The organism is Faecalitalea cylindroides ATCC 27803 (genome assembly GCF_000469305.1).
Classification (GTDB): Bacteria; Bacillota_I; Bacilli_A; order Erysipelotrichales; family Erysipelotrichaceae; genus Faecalitalea; species Faecalitalea cylindroides.
Genome location: NZ_KI270979.1, coordinates 1 through 23,457, shown reverse-complemented (window position 1 = coordinate 23,457; position 23,457 = coordinate 1). Strand labels below are relative to the sequence as shown.

30 protein-coding genes and 1 pseudogene are annotated in these 23,457 nt (G+C 34.8%); 25 read left to right on the top strand and 6 right to left on the bottom strand.

From position 1 onward, the window contains the following. Positions 1–26: 26 nt before the first annotated feature. Both HMPREF0367_RS02825 and HMPREF0367_RS02820 read right to left on the bottom strand, forming a co-directional pair. Positions 27–992 carry a P1 family peptidase gene (locus HMPREF0367_RS02825; RefSeq protein WP_035401003.1) on the bottom strand — a complete coding sequence of 322 codons (966 nt, stop codon included), beginning with the start codon at positions 990–992 and terminating at the stop codon, positions 27–29. Next, positions 989–1,807 (bottom strand): nitrilase-related carbon-nitrogen hydrolase, encoded by an 819-nt coding sequence (locus HMPREF0367_RS02820; RefSeq protein WP_035401000.1) that lies wholly within the window; start codon positions 1,805–1,807, stop codon positions 989–991. The genes HMPREF0367_RS02825 and HMPREF0367_RS02820 overlap by 4 nt, the downstream gene beginning before the upstream one ends. A gap of 107 nt (positions 1,808–1,914) precedes the next feature. On the opposite strand from HMPREF0367_RS02820, the gene HMPREF0367_RS02815 reads away from it, so the two are divergent. From HMPREF0367_RS02815 to HMPREF0367_RS02780, 8 genes are all read left to right on the top strand, one after another. After that, positions 1,915–2,877: a type I phosphomannose isomerase catalytic subunit gene (locus tag HMPREF0367_RS02815; RefSeq protein WP_015536176.1), complete on the top strand. Its 963-nt coding sequence runs from the start codon at positions 1,915–1,917 to the stop codon at positions 2,875–2,877. Between the two features lie 18 nt (positions 2,878–2,895). Continuing rightward, positions 2,896–3,885: an A/G-specific adenine glycosylase gene (mutY, locus tag HMPREF0367_RS02810; RefSeq protein ID WP_035400996.1), complete on the top strand. Its 990-nt coding sequence runs from the start codon at positions 2,896–2,898 to the stop codon at positions 3,883–3,885. Between the two features lie 99 nt (positions 3,886–3,984). After that, positions 3,985–4,320 (top strand): PadR family transcriptional regulator, encoded by a 336-nt coding sequence (locus HMPREF0367_RS02805; protein ID WP_015536175.1) that lies wholly within the window; start codon positions 3,985–3,987, stop codon positions 4,318–4,320. 4 nt (positions 4,321–4,324) lie between these two features. Further along, positions 4,325–4,963 (top strand): HAAS signaling domain-containing protein, encoded by a 639-nt coding sequence (locus HMPREF0367_RS02800; protein WP_035400993.1) that lies wholly within the window; start codon positions 4,325–4,327, stop codon positions 4,961–4,963. A gap of 11 nt (positions 4,964–4,974) precedes the next feature. Continuing rightward, on the top strand, positions 4,975–5,451 hold the full coding sequence (locus HMPREF0367_RS02795) for a hypothetical protein (RefSeq protein WP_035400991.1): 477 nt from the start codon (positions 4,975–4,977) through the stop codon (positions 5,449–5,451). A gap of 12 nt (positions 5,452–5,463) precedes the next feature. Then, complete coding sequence (locus tag HMPREF0367_RS10380; RefSeq protein WP_035400988.1) at positions 5,464–5,934, top strand: hypothetical protein; 471 nt, start codon at positions 5,464–5,466, stop codon at positions 5,932–5,934. A gap of 11 nt (positions 5,935–5,945) precedes the next feature. Next, a complete protein-coding gene (locus HMPREF0367_RS09970; RefSeq protein WP_015536172.1) occupies positions 5,946–6,686 on the top strand; it encodes a DUF3784 domain-containing protein in 741 nt (246 codons plus the stop codon). 1 nt (position 6,687) lies between these two features. Continuing rightward, a complete protein-coding gene (locus tag HMPREF0367_RS02780) occupies positions 6,688–7,032 on the top strand; it encodes an SdpI family protein (protein ID WP_015536171.1) in 345 nt (114 codons plus the stop codon). Between the two features lie 24 nt (positions 7,033–7,056). On the opposite strand, the gene HMPREF0367_RS02775 is transcribed toward HMPREF0367_RS02780, so the two are convergent. Then, a complete protein-coding gene (locus HMPREF0367_RS02775; protein WP_035400986.1) occupies positions 7,057–8,091 on the bottom strand; it encodes a M42 family metallopeptidase in 1,035 nt (344 codons plus the stop codon). Positions 8,092–8,178: 87 nt separating this feature from the next. Here HMPREF0367_RS02775 and HMPREF0367_RS02770 point away from each other — a divergent pair, with 87 nt between their 5' ends. Both HMPREF0367_RS02770 and HMPREF0367_RS02765 read left to right on the top strand, forming a co-directional pair. Continuing rightward, positions 8,179–8,772 carry a GrpB family protein gene (locus HMPREF0367_RS02770; protein ID WP_051335143.1) on the top strand — a complete coding sequence of 198 codons (594 nt, stop codon included), beginning with the start codon at positions 8,179–8,181 and terminating at the stop codon, positions 8,770–8,772. Continuing rightward, on the top strand, positions 8,769–9,347 hold the full coding sequence (locus tag HMPREF0367_RS02765; RefSeq protein ID WP_035400982.1) for a cytidylate kinase-like family protein: 579 nt from the start codon (positions 8,769–8,771) through the stop codon (positions 9,345–9,347). The genes HMPREF0367_RS02770 and HMPREF0367_RS02765 overlap by 4 nt, the downstream gene beginning before the upstream one ends. Here the strand turns inward: HMPREF0367_RS02765 and HMPREF0367_RS02760 are convergent, their stop codons facing one another. After that, a complete protein-coding gene (locus HMPREF0367_RS02760) occupies positions 9,348–9,734 on the bottom strand; it encodes a cytidine deaminase family protein (RefSeq protein ID WP_035400980.1) in 387 nt (128 codons plus the stop codon). Between the two features lie 117 nt (positions 9,735–9,851). Between HMPREF0367_RS02760 and HMPREF0367_RS02755 the strand changes: the two genes are divergently transcribed. From HMPREF0367_RS02755 to HMPREF0367_RS02715, 9 genes are all read left to right on the top strand, one after another. Beyond that, a complete protein-coding gene (locus tag HMPREF0367_RS02755; RefSeq protein ID WP_035400978.1) occupies positions 9,852–10,262 on the top strand; it encodes a peptide deformylase in 411 nt (136 codons plus the stop codon). Positions 10,263–10,341: 79 nt separating this feature from the next. Beyond that, complete coding sequence (locus HMPREF0367_RS02750) at positions 10,342–10,689, top strand: PadR family transcriptional regulator (RefSeq protein WP_239414212.1); 348 nt, start codon at positions 10,342–10,344, stop codon at positions 10,687–10,689. Further along, positions 10,686–11,033, top strand: coding sequence for a DUF2812 domain-containing protein (locus tag HMPREF0367_RS02745; protein ID WP_035400976.1), 348 nt, complete (start codon positions 10,686–10,688; stop codon positions 11,031–11,033). The genes HMPREF0367_RS02750 and HMPREF0367_RS02745 overlap by 4 nt, the downstream gene beginning before the upstream one ends. A gap of 45 nt (positions 11,034–11,078) precedes the next feature. Continuing rightward, complete coding sequence (locus tag HMPREF0367_RS02740; RefSeq protein ID WP_148449352.1) at positions 11,079–11,480, top strand: hypothetical protein; 402 nt, start codon at positions 11,079–11,081, stop codon at positions 11,478–11,480. Positions 11,481–11,553: 73 nt separating this feature from the next. After that, the gene (locus HMPREF0367_RS02735; protein ID WP_035400973.1) at positions 11,554–12,804 is read left to right on the top strand and encodes a DUF2130 domain-containing protein; all 1,251 of its coding nucleotides are present in this window, start codon (positions 11,554–11,556) and stop codon (positions 12,802–12,804) included. A gap of 75 nt (positions 12,805–12,879) precedes the next feature. After that, positions 12,880–13,308, top strand: a complete 429-nt coding sequence (locus tag HMPREF0367_RS02730) for a MarR family winged helix-turn-helix transcriptional regulator (RefSeq protein ID WP_022355493.1) — start codon at positions 12,880–12,882, stop codon at positions 13,306–13,308. Continuing rightward, a complete protein-coding gene (locus HMPREF0367_RS02725) occupies positions 13,305–14,144 on the top strand; it encodes a DegV family protein (RefSeq protein WP_035400971.1) in 840 nt (279 codons plus the stop codon). Before HMPREF0367_RS02730 ends, HMPREF0367_RS02725 begins: the two co-directional genes overlap by 4 nt. 94 nt (positions 14,145–14,238) lie before the next feature. Continuing rightward, a complete protein-coding gene (locus HMPREF0367_RS02720) occupies positions 14,239–14,640 on the top strand; it encodes an arsenate reductase ArsC (protein WP_035400968.1) in 402 nt (133 codons plus the stop codon). 162 nt (positions 14,641–14,802) lie between these two features. After that, positions 14,803–15,699 (top strand): ROK family protein, encoded by an 897-nt coding sequence (locus tag HMPREF0367_RS02715; protein ID WP_035400966.1) that lies wholly within the window; start codon positions 14,803–14,805, stop codon positions 15,697–15,699. A gap of 9 nt (positions 15,700–15,708) precedes the next feature. Here HMPREF0367_RS02715 and HMPREF0367_RS02710 read toward each other — a convergent pair whose 3' ends face one another. Then, complete coding sequence (locus HMPREF0367_RS02710) at positions 15,709–16,095, bottom strand: hypothetical protein (protein WP_051335142.1); 387 nt, start codon at positions 16,093–16,095, stop codon at positions 15,709–15,711. 55 nt (positions 16,096–16,150) lie between these two features. Next, entirely contained in the window at positions 16,151–17,677 is a 1,527-nt protein-coding gene (locus HMPREF0367_RS02705) for an L-lactate permease (protein WP_022355498.1), read from the bottom strand. Positions 17,678–17,838: 161 nt separating this feature from the next. On the opposite strand from HMPREF0367_RS02705, the gene mraZ reads away from it, so the two are divergent. From mraZ to HMPREF0367_RS02675, 6 genes and pseudogenes are all read left to right on the top strand, one after another. Beyond that, positions 17,839–18,264, top strand: a complete 426-nt coding sequence (mraZ, locus tag HMPREF0367_RS02700; RefSeq protein ID WP_015536302.1) for a division/cell wall cluster transcriptional repressor MraZ — start codon at positions 17,839–17,841, stop codon at positions 18,262–18,264. A gap of 2 nt (positions 18,265–18,266) precedes the next feature. Continuing rightward, positions 18,267–19,214, top strand: a complete 948-nt coding sequence (rsmH, locus tag HMPREF0367_RS02695; RefSeq protein ID WP_035400963.1) for a 16S rRNA (cytosine(1402)-N(4))-methyltransferase RsmH — start codon at positions 18,267–18,269, stop codon at positions 19,212–19,214. Further along, positions 19,186–19,497 (top strand): FtsB/FtsL family cell division protein, encoded by a 312-nt coding sequence (locus HMPREF0367_RS02690; protein WP_022355501.1) that lies wholly within the window; start codon positions 19,186–19,188, stop codon positions 19,495–19,497. Before rsmH ends, HMPREF0367_RS02690 begins: the two co-directional genes overlap by 29 nt. 35 nt (positions 19,498–19,532) lie before the next feature. After that, positions 19,533–21,731 (top strand): penicillin-binding protein, encoded by a 2,199-nt coding sequence (locus tag HMPREF0367_RS02685; protein ID WP_035400960.1) that lies wholly within the window; start codon positions 19,533–19,535, stop codon positions 21,729–21,731. Positions 21,732–21,813: 82 nt separating this feature from the next. Then, positions 21,814–23,070 (top strand): hypothetical protein, encoded by a 1,257-nt coding sequence (locus HMPREF0367_RS02680; RefSeq protein ID WP_035400957.1) that lies wholly within the window; start codon positions 21,814–21,816, stop codon positions 23,068–23,070. 13 nt (positions 23,071–23,083) lie between these two features. Continuing rightward, positions 23,084–23,457 (top strand): annotated as a pseudogene (locus HMPREF0367_RS02675) (cell division protein FtsZ); the annotation flags it as partial.

The window sequence follows — 23,457 nt, the reverse complement described above, 5'->3', positions numbered from 1 at the left end:
GATCATATCACTTGGATATGATCTGGTTACTTGTGTAATTTCATATAGCTTGTTAGTCCGTATGCCGCTTTGGCTTTGGTAGCAGCATTTACGATTGCCATTTCAATGGCTTTAGTAGCCATAATACCGACAACATCAGGATCTGCTTTTACTTTTTTAGAGCCTAAGGCAAAAATCGTATCTCCATCATTAGATGTATGTACTGGGCGAATGCAATGAGCATAGCCATTATGGGCAACACTGGCAACTTTATTCATTTGCGCTTTGGTTAGATCAGCGTTTGTAATGATGCAACTGATAGTTGTATTAGCCATTGGATCTTTCATGATCTTTTCATACATTTCTAAAATGGCTTCTTCAGAATTGATTTCTAGATTGTTTTCTTGATCATAGATTCCAGCAATTCTCTTATCAGAATTAGGAAAATAAATGTCACCGCATGCGTTTAATGCAACGATCGCACCTACTTTTAAATCGTGTACTTGATATGCAGCATAACCTAGACCGGTTTTCATGGCTTTATCAAATCCTAAAAATTTACCCACACTAGCTCCTGTTCCGGCTCCTACATTGCCTTGTTCCGGCATGTTTTTTTCTGCGTTGATACATGCTTGATAACCCATTTCTTTATCTGGGTATGCCTTTGGATTTGCTACGCTACAGTCAAATAAACTTGCTTGACATACAATAGGAATGGTGATTCCTTTCATTGCAAATCCTATATCATGCTCACTAAGATATTGCATGACACCACTGCTTGATTCCAGACCAAAGGCACTTCCTCCACTTAATACAACTGCATGGACTTCTTCAACCATATTTTTAGGATTTAATAAATCTGTTTCACGAGTTGCAGGTCCACCTCCTCGAACGTCAACTCCAGCAACGGCTCCTTCTTTTGAAATGATGACTGTACATCCTGTGGCGTTTGTATCATCCTGAGCATGTCCTACTTGAAAACCTTCGATGTCTGTAATGTTGATTTCTTTCATTGTTTTGGTTCCTTTTCTACTAAATCATAGATATCTTTTCGACGAATCTTCCAAAATGGCATTCGCTTACGAATTTTATCGATCATGGCTAGATCAATATCATAGACGATGTAATCATTTTGGTTGGCATCGATCAATACTTTTCCAAATGGATCACAAATCAAAGAGTGTCCATATGATTTAAATTGTTTATAAACATAATGCTGGGGATTTGCCCCGACGATGAAGACTTGATTTTCCATTGCTCTTGTCTGTAAAAGCGGTTGCCAATGTGCTTTTCCTACACTTTCGTTAAAAGCGGCAGGGCAAAAAATCACTTTTGCCTGCTTCATTGCCAGTAATCTTGTCTCTTCAGGGAAACGAATGTCATAGCATACTAAGATACCAAATCGTCCGTATTTGGTATCAAATGTTTTGATTGAATTTCCTGGAGTGAACACTTCGCTTTCGCTGTAAAGCTTATGTCCTTCGATATTTACTTCAAATAGATGCATCTTATCATATTGACAAATGTGCTTTCCATTTTCAAAAATATGACATGTATTGTAAATCTTATTGTTTTCTTTTCTGGCAATCGTGCCTCCTATGATAATGATCTGGTGTTTTCTAGATTCTTCCTGTAACAGTTGATAGCATTTGTCATGTGTTTTGTAAGACAGCAAGATTTGTTCATTATCGTAGGGCGCATTCCACATTTCATTTAAAACAATGATTTCAGCATGTTCTTTTATGCATGATTGTATGTGTTTTGCGACAAAGGAAAGGTTTGCCTTTATATCAGAGCTGACTTTCACTTGTATGATACCTATTTTCATATTTATTCCAACTTTTAAAAATCTACGATTTTCGTATCATCATTATAGCAAAACTATTACTTTTTTACTATAATAACTATATCAGTAGTCAGCAAAGGAGAGATATTATGGCTATCGTTAAATTGGCTCCAGCTTTTAAAGATTATTTATGGGGTGGAACAAAATTAAAAGAGTCTTATGGAAAGAAAACAGATTTAGATATCGTGGCAGAAAGTTGGGAGCTTTCTACACATCCAGATGGTGAAAGTGTGGTAACTACTGGACCTTATGCAGGAATGAAATTATCTGAATACGTTAATGCCTTAGGCAAAGATTGTCTTGGGACAAAGGGGAATGCATTTGAATTTTTCCCAATTTTGATCAAATTCATTGATGCGAAACAACCATTATCTATTCAGGTTCATCCGGATAATGAGTATGCATTACGTGTTGAAAAAGAATACGGAAAAACAGAAATGTGGTACGTATTGGATTGTGAAGAAGGCGCTTCTCTTTATTTTGGTGTAAACAAAGAAGTGACAAAAGAAGAGTTTGCTCGTCGCATTCAAGATGGAACATTATTGGAAATCTTAAAAAAAGTTCCAGTTCATAAAGGTGATGTGTTCTTCATCAAAGCTGGTACGATCCATGCGATTGGGGCAGGTATCCAGATTTGTGAAATTCAACAGAATTCAAATACAACATATCGTGTATTCGATTATGGACGTGTTGGCAAGGATGGAAAACCTCGTGAACTTCATATTGAAAAAGCAATTGATGTTTCTAATCTATCTCCAATTGAATCAGACTTCAAGCCATGTGGTCCTCAAACAACAAATGGAGATGCAAAGACTGTCATGTTAGCAACATGTGATTTATTTACAACATACGAAACAACATTAAATGGTTCAACGACATTGAACGTAGATAAAGAAAGTTTTGGATCAATCGTAGTTCTTGAAGGCGCTGGCACAATCGAAAATAATGGTGAAACACTCACTTTTGCGAAAGGAGATTCAATTTTCATTGCAGCTAACAGTGGTGAAGTTAAGATCACTGGAAATTGTCAATGGATCTACAGCAGGGTTTAATACCCTGTTTTTTTAGAAATGATACGTGAATTATTAAGTTGGTATGATGTAAATAAAAGAGAACTACCATTTCGAAAGGATAAAGATCCGTATCGAATCTGGATCAGTGAGATCATGGCTCAACAGACTCGTATTGAAGCAATGCTTCCTTACTATGATCGGTTTATTGAAAAATATCCGGATGTCAAATCATTAGCCAATGCTGATGATGAAGAACTTCATAAAATGTGGCAAGGCTTAGGATATTATTCCAGGTGTCGAAATTTAAAGAAGAGCGCTATTGAATGTATGGAAAGATACGATGGAAAACTGCCAGGATCCAAAGAAGAATTAGTTAAACTTCCGGGAATCGGTCCTTATACAGCAGGCGCAATAGCTTCAATTGCGTATGATGAAAATGTCAGTGCAATTGATGGAAATGTCATTCGTGTCTTTTCTAGATTATATGATATTCATGAAGATGTAACACTTTCTAGTACAAAGAAGAAAATCGAAAAACTTGTGAATGAAAGTTTACCAGGCTCAGAATATATCAGTGATTATAATCAAGCTTTGATGGAGTTGGGAGCTTTGATTTGTATTCCACAAAATCCGCGTTGTGACAAATGTCCGTTACAAAATGAATGCGAAGCAAAAGATCCTTCATCTCTTCCTGTCACACCGCCAAAAAAGGGAAGACCTTGTCTTGAAAAACAAATTTTTATTTGGGTGTGTGACGAGAAGATTCATTTGAAGAAAAGAGAAGAAAAAGGCCTGTTGCATGGATTATATGGTTTTGATGAAACAGAACCGGAAAACATTATAAAAGAAATACGTTTAAATCCATATTCACATATCTTTTCACATGTAACATGGAAAATGGATGCCAAGGTTGTCTATGTAGATTCATGCGTAGATACATGTTTTTACACCCTTGATCAGATTGTTGAAAAATACGCAATACCTAGTGCTTTCAAACCGTTTTTAGATGAAATTATTGATAGAAAATTAGTTAAGTATAAGCCCTGAATGCAGGGCTTTTTTCTTTACAACATCTTAATACGGATATTGTTGATTTTTGGTATAGCAGGCATATAATTTACTTAGTAATACTAAGTAGGTGATGCGATGAATCCAAAGTATGAAAGACAATTAAAAAAAGGTGTATTGGAAATGCTGGTATTAAAGCTTTTATCGAAAGAAAAGATGTATGGATTTCAATTGATTCAAAAACTCCAGTTATGTAACAGCAAGTATTTCTCATTAAAGGAAGGTACTTTATATCCGATTTTGTATCGTTTAGAAGATGATGGTTTAGTAAAAAGTGAAAAGATCGTAAACAAACCTAAAGAGCTAGCTAAAAAATATTATGTAATCACAGATCAAGGTGTTGAAGTTTTAAAGGAATTAGAAATTCTTTGGAAAGATTTTTCTAAGGAAGTATCAAAGATCATGGAGGATTAAGGATATGAATAAAGAAAAATATCTGCATAAAGTAATCAAATATCTGAGCTGTTCAAAAAAAGATAAAAAACGCATTTATGAAGATTTAAGTGCGGATATTGATGAAGCTTTAGAAAATGGTGAAAGCTGGCAGGAGATTGAAATGCGATTCGGCGATCCAAAAGATTTAGCTGATGAATTGATGGAAAACTTGGAAGTGGATACAAAAGGCAGACATAAAAAGCTTTGGATTGGTTTGATTTGCGGTGTATGTATTGTTGTAGCTATTGGTTTTCTAGCTTATAAGATGTTTATTCCAACGACAATTTTGTTAAAGGACTCCACATATTTTAATTATGATGAAGTTCATGATAAAGCAATGGAAGTGATTGAATATGCATCGAATGATGATTATGAAGCCATTGCCAATATAGGAATTGATGAATTTAAACAGGATTCTGTTAAAGAACAAATGAAAGAGACAATGACTATGATGAAACATGGAGCCTTTTTAAAGATTTCAAGTGAGCAGTATGTAGAGAATTCAACATTGACTTCTAAATATGCAGCTGCTTCGATCACGGTAATGTATGAAGACAATGCGATCACGTATACTTTAGCTTTTGATGAAAATTTGAATCTAAGTGCTTTCTATATGAAATAGAGATGATTTATATGACTTTGATTAAGAAACTTGCATTAACGATAGTTTTATTGAATGTTTTGATATTTTTATTAATTAATTTGATTTATACAGATGATATTTATCTTTTCTATAATGGTGTATCTATGGAGAATAATTTTAATAAACCATTTTTGGCAATCGGCTATCCAATGATTTCAATTTTTATTTATTATTTTCTTTCCCATATGCCGGTATATCTATTTTCAAGTTCAAAAATGGTATGGGCTTTTAAAGGAACGATAGCAGTCTTAGATAATGAGAAAAATAGGAAAATTATTCAAAAAAGAGGAAAAGAATTATTCGAACAAGTAAATGTGTTGATTCAAAGCATAATTCTTATGGCAAGTTTTCAAGTCTTATTTCAACAAAATATCTCCAGTGTTTTTGTGTATAGCTGTCTAGGATTGATAATGGTTGCGATGGTTCGTACAGTTTATCTGATTCATAAAGAAACGATACTTTCCTGAGGTGTAGAAGTCATGAAGAAAATGATATTTTGTACATTGTTTATAACTGCAGTAATGTCGATTATGATCTTGATCATATATCAAAATGATATAGTGGTGCATTACAATTCACTAGGACAAGCAGATGGTTATGCTCCTGCATATCAGGTGATTTTCTTACCACTATTCGGCGTTTTAATACATTTTTTGTTTTCTAGAATAAACAAGAGTCACGTGATCAAAGGTGAATCAATTCAATTGTTTCAATATCGTCTTCCTATAATGGTGACAAATAATAATGCAAATAAGGTGCAAAAAGTAATTTCTGATTTTATTTGGAGCATTGATTTAGTGATTCAATTGATCATGTTATGGGTAACATTTATATTATTGATTCAAAAGAATATATGTTCATGGATGGGGTATATCTTTATTCTATTTATAGTTTTAAGTTTGATTTTATTTATATATCGTCTATATCGATATACATATCGATTCGATTAGGAGGATTTAATATGAGGATCGAATTAATCACAGGTTTATTATTTTTAGCGCTAGGTATTTTATTTCTTTTGGGTAAAGGTAGTTTTCTGATTGCAGGATATAATACTTCCAGTAAAGCAGAGAAGGCTAAATATGATGAAAAGAAGATATGTCGTTATGCTGGTATTGCTATGTTGATAGCCAGCATTGGACAATTTGTCCTTCTTTGGAACAAAAATTTAATGTGGTTAACCTTGCTTGTGAGCTTTATCGCTGTTGCCGTTGCCATTGTTGGTACCAATTTCTTCTCTAAGAAAAAAATTGAGGATATAAATGAAGCAGAAATCAAACCAGATGATAACAATGCCTCTAAGATTGTAAAGATTGGTAGTTTAGTGTTTACTTTGATTATTTTAGCTGGTGCTGGTGGACTTTTATTTGCTGGAGATGTCAGTGTAAGTGTTGGCAAGAATGCAGTAGAGGTCAATGCATTCATGGCCGCAGGTTCAACTGTCAAATATACAGATATAGAAGAAGTGTATTTATCGGATGATGTACATTATGGATCTCGTGTTGGCGGATTTGGTGGATTAAAGATTAGTTCAGGTAATTTTGAAAATGATGAATATGGAAGATATAAACTGTATGTATATAATGACAATGATACTTTAATTGTATTAAAAACAAACGAAGATAAATATATAGTTTTCAACCAATCAAGTCAAAAAAACACAGAGAAAGTGTATGAATCCATTTTAGAGAAGGTGAGTTAAGATGTTTTGGTTTATGCTGTTGATGAATTTGTTGATTCCATTAACGATGGTGTTCGTGGGTATTTACTTTAAAAAAGCAGCATTACCTGAAATTAATCCATTATTTGGTTATCGAACTAGACGTTCAATGGCAAGTTTAGAAGCGTGGCAGTTTTCAAATCGTTTAATGGGCTCGTACTGGTTTAAATATGGATTGGCTTTAAGTATGATTTCGATTATTTTTTCTTTCTTGTTGAAAGACCAAATAGAATATGGCTCCTTATTTATCATGCTTGTTCAGATGTGTGTAATGTTTTATACGATTTATTTGGTTGAAAAAGCTTTAAAACAAAAATTTGGAAATTAAAAAGAACGATCGCTTTGATCGTTCTTATTGTGTTATATAGGCGATGACTAATTTGATCGTGTTTTCAACTCCATCCCAATGTGTTCTCTCCATACCGTGACTAGCGTTGACTCCAGGTCCAACCAGTCCACCTTTAATATTGTTTCCACCTTTTAAGGCGGCTGAAACATCAGAACCATATTGAGGGTAGATATCTACTGCGTATTTTAGATTGTTTTCTTTTGCAAGCTTTATAAGCTTCGATGTGATTTCGTAATCATAAGGCCCACTAGAATCTTTAGCACAGATAGATACATCTTGTTCTGTGCAGGCAAGATCTAATCCTATGCATCCCATATCTACGGCAATGAATTCTTCAATGTCTTTTGGAATCCAACTGGATCCATGTCCAACTTCTTCATATGTACTAAATACAATTTTGATGTTACAGCTAGGTTGTATTTGATGTGTATGTAAATATTCTAACACGCCCATTAAAGCACTGGCAGAAATCTTATCATCCAAAAATCTAGATTTGATAAAGCCGCTTTCGGTGACTGTAAATTTAGGTTCAATGGCAATGATATCACCATTTTGGATACCTAGTTTTTCCGTATCTTCTTTTGAGTAAACAATTTCATCAATGCGAATTTCCATTGTGTCTTCTTTTCTTGGCGCGCTGGTCGCATCTGGGAATACATGGGCTGCTGGAGTTGTCGATAAAATCGTTCCAGTGTAGATTTTACCTTCGCGTGTCAAAATGCGACAATATTCACCGTCCAGTGTTGGCAGCATTGGTCCACCAATTCGTGTGAAGGCAAGTTTACCATCACTTTTGATTGAACGGACCATAAGTCCTAATGTGTCCACGTGAGCACTTAATCCTATTGTGTGGCTTGTGTCTTTGCCAGGTATGGAAACAATCAGATTTCCTTTATTGGATAGGGTTGTTTCAAAGTTAAACTTGGCAATATTTTCTTTTAGATAATTGATAGCTGATTTAGTATAGCTGCTTGGTGAATCAATGTTAATTAACTCATTGGCAACTTTCAGCACATATTCTTTGTTTATTGATTCCATTTCGAAATACCTCCGTTACTAGTATATAACTTTTTTGAATATTTCTATAATAAAAAAAATATTATTCTAGCGTTAAATGATTTTATTATGGAGTATAATAGAAATGAAAAACTATTACATATGAATAATGATCATGAATATTTAAAGAAAGTTACAATAGGTATTCCGAAAAAACATAATGCGACAATTTATCTTAGTGAATATGATCCAAATTGGCCTTTGGTTTATAAACAACTTTCAAAGGAAATTCAATCGGTTTTACAAGAGAAAGTTATTTTGATCGAGCATGTGGGATCAACGTCTGTACCAGGTCTTTGTGCCAAGCCAATCATAGATATTTTATTAGAGGTCGAAAATAGTGCTAATGAAAACCAGTATGTTTCTAAATTAGAAAGTATAGGGTATGTATTGAAAATCAGAGAACCTGATTGGTATCAACATCGTTGTTTCAAACATTTTGATCCTGAAGTGAATTTACATGTGTTTTCTAAAGACTGTAAGGAATCAAAACGAATGATTTGGTTTAGAGATCATTTAAGAAATAATGAAGCAGATCGAACACTTTATGCAAATGCAAAAAGAGAATTAGCTTTGCGAAAATGGGAATATATTCAAGATTACGCAGACGCGAAGAGTCGTGTTGTATCGAATATAATGTCACATATGGAGGTGTTATCATGAGTGAAAAAATTATTACGATTACGCGTGAATTTGGTAGTGGAGGACGAACAATAGGGAAAAAAGTAGCCCGAAAACTGGGCATTCCTTGTTATGATGAAGAACTGCTGGAAAAGATGGTTAAAGAAAGTGGGTTCGTCAAAGAATATATTGAAGAACAAAGTGAAGATAGTGTTGGATGGTTAAATTCTATTCTTTCTTATAATGGTCTTACTATGACGAATCAAGATAAGCTTTGGATCATTCAACAAAATCTGATCTTAGATTTAGCACAACAAGGTTCATGTGTAATTGTTGGACGTTGCGCTGATTACATTTTAAGAGACGAAAATATTTTAAGCGTTTTTATCCATGCGGATATGGAACATCGTGCCAATCGTATCGTTACAGAATATGGAGAAAGAGAACAGTCTCCTCAGCAACGATTGAATGACAAAGATCGACGTAGAGCGGCTTATTATCGTTTCTATACAGATATGAAATGGGGTAAGGCGCAAAACTACCATTTGTCCTTAGACAGTGGAAAATTTGGGATCGATAAATGTGTCGATATAATCATTTCAGCTTTTCAGGATTGATCATTCATGATCGATCCAAAGTTCAGGTAAAAGCTCTTTTAAAGGTATTTCTTTGAAATCAGGCAGGATGATCAAAGTGTTTAAATTATCTTTATTCACTTGTATCATAAACTCTCGGCATCTACCGCAGGGAGGAAGGATGTTACCGTTTTTGTAGACGGCTATCAGTCGTTTGATTTTCATTTCGCCATGTTTAAGCATGTCGGCTATAGCAGCCTGTTCCGCACAAAATCCCAAGTTGCAGGCAAGGTCTATATTGATACCAGTATAGATATTGCCACTTTCGCTTTCTAAAGCACAGCCAACTTGTCCACATTCGCCATCATGTTCCAGCGTTAAATGTTGAATCGTATTTTTTGCGATAGTATAAAGTTCAGTCTTAGTCATATTTAGTATCTCCTGAAATTATTTAAATATAATTGTGAGATCAATACAAGGTAAAGTGTGAAAAACATTTTTAAAAAATTGTGTTATAGTTTTTCCATCAATAATAAGGAGAATTGTATGGTTAGAGATATTGTGAAAGATACATTTATTTTGAGTCGAATTTCTGTGTTGGCTAATAAAGATGATTTATCAATTGCTCAGGATTTGATTGATACTTTAGAAGCACATAAAGAAAGTTGTGCTGGTATGGCAGCTAACATGATTGGCTTTCATAAAAGAATCATTGCCTTTCAGGATGAGGGAAAGATCGTAGTGATGCTTAATCCGGAAATAATAAAAAAAACACAAATCTACTCAGCAAAAGAAGGATGTCTATCTTTATCTGGTCAAAGAGAAACAAAACGATATCGAAGTATCAAAGTTCGTTATTTAGATATGCAGATGAAGATAAAAATAAAAACATTTAAGGATTTTACAGCGCAAGTCATTCAACATGAAATTGATCATTGTGATGGTATATTGATCTAGCATTTCATCTTGAGATGATTTGCCTTTTTTTAGTTTACAATATCGTGTATCGATATTATAATGAAAGTGAAGATATCGAGTGTCGATATTAGATGAAGAAAGAAGTGATTCTATGGCAAAAGAAACTTTGGAAATACTAACAGAATCTATGTTTTATGTGTTGATGGCGCTTTTAAAACAACCAAAATGTGGAACGGAAATTGCGCAGTTTGTTTTAGAAAAAACAAAAAAAAGAGTGGAAATTGGTCCGGGAACTCTGTATACGATCTTATCTAAATTTGAACAGTCTGAATATATTGAAGAGATTGCCGTTGAAGGAAGAAAACGAACGTATCAGATCACGGATATAGGTAAAAAAGCTTATGTAAAAGAAAAAAGCAGACTTTATCAAATGTTGGATGATGCGGCTGCGGAGGAAATGTCATGAAAAGAAAATATCGATTAATGCGTGTCATGATTTATGAAAGAAAAGCTTTGGAAAATTATATAAATTCTATGGCTAAAGACAATTGGCACGTGGATAAACTAGGATTAAATTATATTCGTTTTGAAAATAGGGAAGATTCAATTCATTATGTAGTTGTCTTAAATGGGGATATAGAAGAGAAAGATATGATGTATGAAACGAATGCACAGAAGAAATTAAGATCTTTTATGGAAGATTTTGATTTAAATTTTGTGTGTTCAAATGGAATGTTCCAAATATATTCTTCAAGACAAGATTTGGATATCTATACGGATGAGCAGACGGAGTTATCAACGATTTGTTAAACAAAAATTAAAAACGGATATCCTTCATGCTACCACTGGGCCTTCTTGTGGCTGGCTATTGTAGTTGCAGGAATTTGGGCGATGTATGCTGGGATGCTTTCATTAAATAGCAATGCCAATCTTGCAAAAGCATTATTGATCTTGGTCTCTTTTTTTGGATTTATATTTGCGACCCGAGAAATTATAACACTATATCGATACAAAAAAAGACAGATACTTCAAGATGATCCAGGTGTATTTCATACAAGATGGTGCTTTTCTGTAATGGTGATTCTCAGTATATTGCACATGACTTGTTTTTTGGAATTTAAGTATTTGTTCTTTCTTTCTTATATATTTTTAGGAAAGTATATAATTTTTCCGTTATTAAAAACGGTATCAGAAGAAACAAAAGAAAAAGTATTTTTTGGACTATTGATCATATTAACGATCATCGTTTGTCTATAAGATAATAATTAAGAAGCCTTAATATTCGACTTTATGTATGAAAAGTGAGAGAATAGGGAAGCAGGAGGAATTTATGCATACAATTAAATGTCCAAATTGTCATACGATGTTTGAACTGGATGATTCTATTTATATGGATATCGTTAAACAGGTTCGTGATGAAGAATTTGAAAAAGAAAAGAAATCTATTGAGAGTTATTATAATGAAAAAAGCCAAAGCATGGTCAATGAAGCTAGAAGCGATTTAGAAAAAGAGATTGTTTTGTTGAAATCACAAATCAATGAGATGAAAAATACAGCATCTGTCGATAAAGAATTGGCAATTTCCAAGGCTCGTTTAGAATTCGATGAACGACTTAATGAAAAAGAAAAGATGATTCAAAAACTTGAAAGTCAGATCAAAGAAAATGAAGTCAAGGCAAAATATGAATTAACTCAACAAATATCTGAACTAACAAATCAATTAACGTCGCAAAAGACACAAGCCAAGCTTTTGGAGACAAATTTAAAAGAGAAGTATGAAACTCAATTAAAACTAAAAGACGAACAAATTGCCTACTACAAAGATTTTAAAGCAAAACAATCGACCAAAATGGTAGGAGAAAGCCTTGAACAGCATTGTGAAATTCAGTTCAATCAATTAAGAGCGACAGGATTTCAAAATGCATATTTTGAAAAAGATAATGATGCCCGTACAGGCAGTAAAGGGGATTACATTTATCGTGAAAATGATAATCAGGGTAATGAGATCATCTCTATTATGTTTGAAATGAAGAATGAAAATGATGAAACGGCTACGAAAAAGAAAAACGAAGATTTTTTAAAGGAACTAGATAAAGATCGTAATGAAAAGCATTGTGAATATGCAATCCTTGTTTCTTTGTTGGAACCGGATAATGAACTGTATAATTCTGGAATTGTAGATAAATCACATCGATATCCAAAAATGTATGTGATTCGACCACAATTTTTCATTCCAATGATTACTTTATTAAGAAATGCAGCACTAAATTCAATGCAGTATAAACAGGAACTGGCGATTGCGAGGGCTCAAAATATTGATATTACACATTTTGAAGAGAATATGATGAAGTTCAAAGAAGGATTTGCGCGAAATTATGAATTGGCCAGTCGTAAATTTAAAACAGCTATTGATGAAATTGACAAGACAATCTCGCATTTACAGAAGACAAAGGATGCTCTGATATCCAGTGAGAATAACTTACGCTTAGCCAATAACAAGGCGGAAGATCTAACGATCAAAAAATTAGTAAGAAATAATCCTACGATGAAAGCAAAATTTGATGAATTAAAAAATGAATGATAATTAAGTTGACAAAAAAGCAATTTGATTTATAATGTGAACGGTTCACAAAGAGAACTAATAGAAAGAGTGTATATGAAAGATTTCAATGAAGAACTTTTAGATGCCTGGTTAAATTTAACTGGAGCTATTAATAATGAGAAAATTGTTTCTCAATTACCATATAATGAGGTAATCATCTGCCGAATCTTATATAGAAACCGATCAAAACAGATTACGGCAACTGATTTATGCGAGATGACAAAGATGCAAAAATCTCAAATGAATCGTACGTTGACCTCAATGGAAAATAAAAAAATATTGACTAGAACAAGATCTAGTGGTGATAAGCGAAAAATCTATGTAACTCTAAATGAAGAACAGATCAAAGTCTACGAAGATGAACATGAACGGATTTTAAAAATCGTGGACAAGTTGATTGAACGGGTTGGTAAGGAGAATGCACAAAAGGCATTGGAGTTGTTCGAATTGATTGCTCATATCGCTAAAGAGGAGATTAAATGATACGCTTATTAGTGGATTCATCAGCTGATTTTTCAAAAGCAGAAATAGAAGAAAAAAAACTGTTATTTGTTCCTTTACAAGTGACGATTGAAGACAAAAACTATTTAGATGGTATTGATATTTTTACAAATGAATTTTATGAGAAGATGATCGCAACAGATGGTTTCTTTAAAACAAGTCAACCATCACCGCAGCAGTTTCTTGACCATTTTCAAAAAGCAAAAGAAAACAATGATACATTAATTTGTGTTTTGATTTCAAGTGCATTAAGTGGAACGATTCAAAGTGCAATACTTGCCAAAAATATTGTTGAATATGACAATATCTATATTGTTGATGCTCTAACTACCACAGTAGGTATTCGAGTGATGATCGATAAGGCGATAGAAATGATCAAAGAAGGCAAAGAAGCAAAAGAAATCGTAACTTACCTTGAGGAAATGCGTTCACATATCAAAATTCTTGCAGCTGTCGATACACTTGAATATTTATGTAAGGGTGGTCGTGTTTCTAAGACTACGGCTGCCATTGGAGAGATGGCAAATATCAAGCCAATCGTTACAGTGAGTTTAGATGGAAAAGTAGATGTCATTGGAAAACGTTTAGGAATCAATAAAACCATTAGCTATATTTGGAGTAAAATGGAAGAATTTAAGATTGATAAAAACTATCCGATTTACTCTTTGTTTACATATGGCACAGAAAATTGTGAGAAACTGGAAGCTCGCTTTGAAAAGAATGGTATCAAAGCTTCTGGTAGATTACAAATAGGGCCTACAATTGGAACCCATGTTGGACCAGGCGCATTTGGTGTGTGCTTTGTGGAAGAATTCTAAAAGACCTTTTGAGGTCTTTTTTTATGGGGTCTTGGTTTAAAAGAATGATAAGATAGTTATCAGAATAATATATTTAGAAAGTAAGAGGAATGTCATGAGGAAAAGATATAAGGTTGCCTTTATTTGTGTACATAATTCTTGTCGAAGTCAAATTGCAGAAGCGTTAGGGAAGTATTATGCCTCAGATGTGTTTGAAAGTTATTCGGCAGGCACTGAAACGAAACCTATGATTAACCAGGATGCCGTTCGTATCATGAAAGAGCTTTATGGTATTGATATGGAAAAGAGTCAGCGAAGTAAACTGTTATCTGATATACCTCCTGTGGATGTAGTGATTACCATGGGGTGCAATGTACATTGTCCCTATCTGCCTTGTTCTCTTAGAGAGGACTGGGGTTTAGTGGATCCAACTAGAAAAAGTGATGAAGAATTTATTAAGGTTATTGAAGAAATAGAAACTAAAATCTTGGAATTAAAGAGAAAACTTAGTGTATAGAAATCGGCATATATATTATCAATGCAACTTTTCTTAAGTCGTTCTTAATGTGTGTACAAAAGTGAAAAATGTATATGAAGGCATAAAAATTTATGTTAGATTTACAATCTTTCATGTATAATAAAATCATAAAAGTATTAAAAGCAGTAAGGAGGTTTTATCATGAAGTATGCTGCTGCAGTGGATATCGGAAGAGTAAAAGTTCAAGTGGCTCTTTTCGACGAATCGTATAATATCGTAGATCATCAAAGTTTTGATAGCTGTATCGATGATCCAAACAAAACTTTAGATGAGATTGCCAGTCGTGTTTTGAAGTTTACTAAGACGATTTGTGGTATTGGAATTTCATGTCCGGGAATTCTGGATGCGATGAAAGGTACTCTGCTTTATACACCAAATTTAGGTGATAAATGGTGCGGTCTTCATGTTACGGAAGCTTTATCTAAGCGTACGGGCTTACCTGTATATTTGGAAAATAATGCAAATCTTGCCGGCCTGGCTGAAGCTGTTATTGGAAAGGGGAAGGATTGTAAAGTGATTCAATTCTTGCGCCTTTCAACAAATGTTGGAGCTGGTTTGATCATTGATAAGAAAATTTTTAAAGGAGCTCATGGCTTTGCCAATGAATTCTCTCCAATCCGCATAACCTCTTCTTCCGGGAAAGAGTCGGATAAAATTGGAAATCATATTTCAGAAACTGGAATTCTTGATAAAGCAAAAAAAGCTGGTTTAACTGCAGAAACTGTAAAAGAAGTGGATGACTTGGCTAAAGCAGGAAATGAGAAAGCAGTTTTGATCATGAAAGAAGCCAAAGAGCATTTAGCAAATTTGATCAATGCCATCATTGCTTTTGCTGATCCGGATATGGTGGTACTTGGTGGCTCGGTTCCTTTTGAAATTGAAGGATTCACTGAAGAAATTGAGGAAATGGTAAAATCGCAAATGCCAGAAGTAGTTTGTCCTATGGTTAGAATCTGTCGTTCTGGATTAAATGAAAATAGCAACCTTATCGGTGCTTGTAATTTGGCTTTTTCAAAAGAAGTATATGGTTCAAGATAAAAAAGAAAATCAGGAAGTTGAATGGCTTTCCTGATTTTTTTGTGCAATTTTTTTTAATTTTTGAACAATTTGTTTAGCTCTTTTTAAGTCCTCTTTAAATTGTTGATTATGTTGGATCACAGGTTCTTTTGAAATATAAACATAGACAGGATCTTTATTTAATAATTTAATTTCAATGCCTATATACACCTTCTTCATCTCGATAAATAAACTGTTATTGAAGGTGGAAATCAAAACTCTGTGGGAGAACATCTTGGATTTTCCTTTGTATGGCGCGTGTTCATATAGAATTTGACTTTTTATGATATCTTTGTAGGTATATGTGCCTATGCTTCCATCGAATATCTGGATCGTTTGATTTTGAGGATCAAAAAGAATGTCCTGTCTCGGGTTCATAATGATGCCTCCTCTCTTTTAGTATAACAAAAAAAGCGTGTATTAAACACGCATATCAATAGAATAGTTGTAAACCAATATAAGCTATCAATGCCATAGCAATTAAGAAACCAAGCCCATATGGAAGGATCTTAGATAATAAGATTGAATCCTTTCCTTTTTGATCAACCGAGCTTAATGCGATTGCAATACTTTGTGGAGAAAGCATTTTACCAGCTGCAACACCTAGTGAGTTTAAAGCAACAATCCAATATGGATCTGCATTTAATGAAACGGCTGCATTTTGTTGAACAGCACCAAATAAAACACCTGAACTTGTTCCTGAACCAGTAACGAAAGTACCTAGACATCCAAGGCAAGGAGCAACGAATGGATAGAAACTTCCGGTAACCGCAATCGCAAATGTTGCGATGGAAGCAATCATACCGGCATATCCCATGATCTTGGCACAACCCAGAACGCATAACATAGTAATGATGGTTTCTTTCATCTGTTTTAAAGTAGCAATAAAAACTTCTTTAAAATCATTGAAAGAGGCTTTTTGAATTAATCCTCCTAAAATAGCAGAAAGGAAGATCCAAACTCCAGCTGTATTGATCCATGTAAATGTCATCGCATTTGGATTTTCTCCGGAGTACACATAGATTGTAGAAGCAAACTGTGCTAAAAAATCATTTACCGGCGCAATCAATTTTGATGTTGATAACAAGAAAATAAATATGAAAATGAAAGGACTGCAGCTTTTTAAAGCGTCTTTTGCGTTAATTGAATGTTTTTCCACTTTCATCTCATATGCAGGATCTGTTTTCTTTTTAGAGGCAAGTAGGACTGTAACCAATAAAGAACAAACACTTCCTACAACAACAGCAAGTTCAGCCCCCACAAAATAACTGACGGCAAGCTGCGGAATGACAAAACTGATACCAGTTGCCAAAGTGATTCCAGTTACACCTTTTAAAGCTTTAGGACCTTTTCCAGTGACCATAACGATCAAGAAAGGAATAACCAGCATAAATGGTGCAAGCTGTAAAGATGTAATGAAAGAAAGTTGCGTATTTTCTAACCCAACTAGATTTGCCAAAGTTACAGTTGGAATACCAATTGATCCAAAGGGCGTAGGAGCACCGTTGGCAATCAAACAAACTAGGCAAGAGAAAATTGGATCAAATCCAAGTGTCAATAACATTCCAGCTGGAATAGCAATCGCTGTTCCAAACCCAGCCATACCTTCCATAAATCCGCCAAAACACCATGCGATCAATAATACAAGGATACGTTTGTCGTTTGAAACGGATGTAATCATTTGTTTGATGACATCAATACCACCTGTTCTTAATGACAAGTTATATGTAAATACTGCTGCAATAATAACGACGACGATAGGCCAAATTGCCATTAGGATACCCTCAAGAGCAGCCGTTAAAACTTCCATTGCAGGCAATTGCCAAACAATAAAGGCTAAAACACCAGCTACGATCAGACTGCCCAATGCAGCTTTATAAGTTGGCATCTTCAAAACAGTTAAGGCAAATATCAGCCATAAAATCGGGCATAAACCCAGAATAAAATATAAAAGTTCCATAATTTAATCCCTCTTTCTTGAGCATTATATCAGAAAAAATAGATAGTTAAAAAAAATTGCAATATTTTTTAAAAATTTATGGATAATACAGCCAATTTGATGTATTATAGTGGTACAAAGTAGCGGTTTGTGTCAGAAAGTGGGGGTGATGGCACGTGTTTATGGGGGAATATGCACATAATATTGATCGTAAGGGGCGATTGATTATGCCTGCAAAATTTCGAGAAGAACTAGGTGAACACGTTGTCGTCAATCGAGGCTTAGATGGCTGCTTGTATGTGTATACTGTTGAACAATGGCAGGCAGTATATGAAAAACTTTCCACTTTACCATCAACGAATAAGGATGCTCGTATGTATCAACGTATGATGTTATCAAAAGCGGCAGAGTGTGAAATGGATGGACAGGGAAGAATATTGATACCATCTTCTTTAGTGGCGTTGGCTGGCCTTGAAAAAGAATGTTTGATTATTGGGGTTGCCAATCACTTGGAGATTTGGTCAAAAGAAAGATGGGAACGTTTGGAAGAAGAACAGAGTGCATCTTTTGAAGAAGCAGCTGAACATCTTTCCGGCTTGATGGGTTAGTTATGGAACATGTTAGCGTATTACTAAATGAATCTATAAAAATGCTTCAAATCAAAGATGATGGTGTCTATGTGGATTGCACACTTGGTAGAGGGGGCCATAGTAGTGAAATCTTAAAAAGATGTGCCAAAGGTTATTTATATGCGTTTGACTGCGATCAAAACGCAATTGATGAAAGTACACCTCGACTTCAGAAAATAGGGGATAACTTCACTTGTATTCATGATAGTTTTGAACACCTGAAAGAACAATTGGATTCATTGAATGTAGATAAGGTTGATGGAATCTTGTTGGATCTAGGGGTTTCCAGTCCACAGTTCGATGATGCAAAAAGGGGATTTAGTTATCGATTTGATGCAAGATTGGACATGCGCATGAATCAGGAACAAAAATTGGATGCCTGGACAGTGGTCAATGAATATTCATTGGAAGACCTATGTCGTATATTGAAGGATTATGGTGAAGAACCATTCGCTTATAAAATTGCATCCAAAATTGTAGAAAAACGGAAAATGAAGTCGATTGATACGACATTTGAGCTCGTAGATGTTATTAAATCAGCACTTCCCAATGCAGTATTAAGAAAAAAGGGACATCCAGCCAAACAAAGTTTTCAGGCAATACGAATGGAAGTAAATCAAGAACTTCCACAGTTGGAGGTTGTTTTAAAAGAGGGGTTAAAACGATTGAAACCACATGGCCGAATGTGTGTGATCACATTTCATTCTTTAGAAGATAGGATCGTAAAGAAAATCTTTAAAGAAGTGGCAGTGCCAAAAAAAGTGGATAAAAGATTGCCGAGTCTTGGGATAGAAAATTTAGAATATCAACTTGTGAATAGGAAACCGGTGCTGGCTTCGAAACAAGAATTAGATACGAATTATCGTGCACATAGTGCCAAATTAAGAGGGATAGAAAGGAATGAGTGCAATGGACAAGAAACGAATTAATAAAAAACATAATAGAAAGCCAAAGATTCGTCCGGAATCTTTGTTGTGCATTGCGTTTGCTCTTTCTTTCTGTTTTTATTGTGTTACTAAGATTGGATTGAATTCTTATAACATCACCTTATCTGTAGAAGATCAAAAATTAGCGGCTGAAGTAGAAGAAAAACAGCAGCAGATTGATGAACTTCAAAGTGAAGTAAACAACTTGGAAGATAAGACTAGAGTACTTGGTATGTTAGGTGATGAGGTTAAGGATAATCAGGATAATGTTTACATCATTGATTAATAATGTATAATTAATTATTAGAAGGATTGATGTGAATGAGTGTTAAAAAAAGCAATAAACAGCTTTATAGAGTAATACAAATCATGACTTTAACGGGAACATTAGTAGTTGCTAATGTTCTTTTTACCATGGTCACACATAGACATATTTGGTCTGGGCAGGATGTTTTGGATACACAAATTGCCAGCAGTATTGTTAATACAAGCGTAGAGGCAAAGCGTGGTACAATCTATGATAGAAATCACAATGTAATTGCACAGGAAGTGACGGCATATACTGTTGTAGCTTATTTGGATGATAGTTTGGAAGATGAGGATGGCAACCCGGATTATGTCAAAGATGCTGACTATACAGCCAAACAATTAGGTACTGTTCTAGATAATATTAATGAGGAAAAAGTTGCTAAGATCATAGAGGATGCAATTGATGATGAGCGTTCACAAACAGAATTAGGTACGGGAACAAAACGCTTGGATAAAGATACAATGGAAAAAATAAAGGATCTAAATCTGCCGGGAATTGACTTTATTGAAACGACAAATCGTAATTATCCAACTACACCTTTTTCTAGCAATTTAATTGGATTTGCAGCTTATGATGAAGAAAAAGAAAAAATTTCTGGTGTTATGGGTCTAGAACAGACACTGGACGAATATCTGAGTGGAAAAGATGGACAGGTTCAGTATCAACAAACAGTAGATGGTTCTATATTGCCAGGAACTACGCAAGTTTTTGAGGAAGCTGAAGATGGAAAAGATGTGGTTTTAACATTAGATGCTTCTTTACAAAGAACGGTAGAAGAACAGATGCAGATCACAATGGAACAAAATAATGCAGAAGCTGCCTGGTGTGCAGTCATGGAAGTTGAAACTGGAAAGATCCTAGCTTGGGCTAGTTATCCAACTTTTGATCAAAATAAGCACCTGGAAATACCAAGTTATCAAGATCGGATTTCCCAGGCGGTTTATGAACCTGGTTCTGTTATGAAACCATTTACTTATGCAATTGCCTTAGATACGGGTGTTTTTCCACGAAACACAACTTTCAGAGCTGGAACATTTACATATACTTTTGACCCAAATACAAATAAGATCACTCGCGTTGCTAATGGAACTGAAACAGCATATCCACCAATTTCCGATGCCTTAGAAGAAGATTTTGGTGTAATTACATTTGAACAAGGTCTTGCATTCTCCAGTAACGTAGGTATTTGTGAATTGTTATCAAATTATGTAAACTATAATCAATATGTAGATTATATGGATAAATTCGATTTCTTTAAATATGTTGACAGCCCATATGTTTCAGAATCTTTGGGCGTAAACAATATTGCAAATTTACCACAGGATTACTTGTCCAGTGGATTTGGTCAATCAAGTTCAATTACTATTTTGCAACTATTGCAAGCTTATACTGCAATATTCAATGGTGGAACGATGGTTAAACCATATGTTGTGGATTCAATTGTAGATTCCACAACTGGAGAAGTCGTCGAAGAATATGATACAGAAGTTGTTGGAACCCCAATTTCAGAAGATACAGCTAACCAGGTCGTTGATCTAATGGAAGGGGTTCTACAAGATGGAGCAAGTGGTGCACGTTTTCGAATTGATGGTGTTGATATGGCCGCTAAGACAGGTACAGGTGAAATTTATAATGAAGAAACAGGAGTATATGATAAATATAAATACACGTCTTCAATTATGGCAGCAGCTCCATCATCAGATGCGAAGATCATGGTCTACTATGGAATGGTTTCAACTAACTATGTTAACTATTCAGCGGAACCATTTAAGCAGATCATGCAGGCAGCATTGATCGCAAATGGTATTTCTGGAAGTGAATCAGATACATCATCTGAAGAAGAAACTTACGAAAAATGGGAAACCTACGCTATGCCGGGATTAACCAATCACAGTTTAACTTATGCAAATAACAAATTAGCTGATAAAAAAGTCCATGTCACAGTGATTGGGGATGGACAAAATGTTGTGGATCAATACCCAGCTAAAGATAGCACGATCAATTCCAATGATAGAGTCTTTATTTTGACAGATGGTCAGACAATCACTATGCCGGATATGACAGGCTGGACTCGAAAAGATTTAACAGCTTTCTGGCAGCTGACAGGAATTAGTATTGAAACAACCGGCTATGGAAAGGTAAAATCCCAGAATATCGAAACGGGACAGACAATATCCACAGATACAGAAATCCAAGTGGAATTAGAATAAATTTCATTTTTTCGATAATTTCTTTCATGAATTCTCGAATAATATGATATTATTATACCGAAGTGGTTAAAGGAGAAGTCGAATGAGTAAGAAAAGAGTGTATGCGTCTATTGAAATCGCGGATCAGGAAATTCGTCTTGTTGTATTGGAGATATTTGAATCGCGATACAACGTGCTTCGAGTTGAGAGCGTAGCTTGTTCAGGCGTTCAAAATCAAACCATTGTAAACGAAGCCAATGTCGTTAGTGCAATTAGAACGGCAGTTACCAATGCGCAGGCAGCTTTAGGATATAGAATTGAAAGAGTTCTTTTGGCAATTCCTAGTGTTAATGTTATGCGCAGTAATCAAAAAGTGCATGTACAGATCGAAGATGGAACCAAATCAATTCGTTTATTTCACATTCAACAGGGTTACAACAAAGCCATTCAAAAAAAGCTTGGGGATGATGTTGAATTTGTTAATGCGAATCGCATTTCCTATATTGTCAATGGACAGGAAACAAAAAAGATTCCTTTGTCACAGACCTGTGAAGAATTTACTATGGATATAGATCTTCTTTATGCGAATAAAGAGATGATCTATGCTTATGCTCGTTGTATTGAACAGGCAAATTTAGAGATTTTGGATCTATGTTTGGATAGTTATGCGATCGCACAGGAAACAGCTGTGCTAGTTCAGTCCAATGATCGTCCGATCATTCAGTTAGATTTAGAAAAAGATCACTGTACGATGGGTTTCTTTACAAACGGGCGTTTGATTAGTTGTGCTAACCTGGAAAATGGATATAATTCATTTGTTGAAGATATTACGAAAAAGTATCGTCTATCTGATGAAGTAGGATATCGCTTGTTGCAGAATATCTTTTCAGGGAATGAAGACGAAAATTCTGATGTAATCGTTTATATTGAACAAAAAGAAGATATGCGTGTAGAAATTACCGCTAAAGAATTGGCTAATGTTTGTTTACCAAAGATTCGTCAATGGATTGCCAATGTGAATGAAGCTTGTACGCCAATTGTTCGTCAAGGTAATGCAAAATATGTCATTACAGGAAAGGGGAGCAATATCTCTGTTTTGAAAGATATGGATAAAGCGTTTAATGCTGAAGCTCTTATTTATGAAGAACAAAGTATTGGTGCAAGAGATGGCAGCTACGTATGCGGTTTAGGTATGGCATATGCATGGCAGGATATCAATCGTATTCGCCATTCAGATAAAATCAGTGCAAACAACAATGAGTTGGAAGCAAGCATTGATTCGATCAATCAACAGTCAAAAAATGGTGAAGGCGGATTTACAAAAAAATTAAAGAGTGTTATCTTATCTGAAAATGATTAAAGGGGTGTAAAAAATGACAGAATTCAATCAAGTAGCAAACATTAAAGTATTTGGTGTTGGAGGCGGAGGTTCCAATGCCGTTAACCGAATGGTAGCCGATGGGGTAAAAGGTGTAGAATTTTATATCTGCAACACAGATGTGCAGGTAATGAAAAACTCACCTTGTCAGAATAAAATCGTTCTAGGCCGTGAAACAACAAAAGGTCTGGGAGCTGGTGGAAATCCAGAATACGGTCGTAAAGCGGCTGAAGAAAGTGAAAGCGAAATTCGTGAAGCCATCAAAGGTAGTGATATGGTATTCATCACTGCTGGAATGGGTGGTGGAACAGGTACTGGTGCTGCACCGCTAATTGCGAAGATCTCTAAAGAAGAAGGCGCTTTAACTGT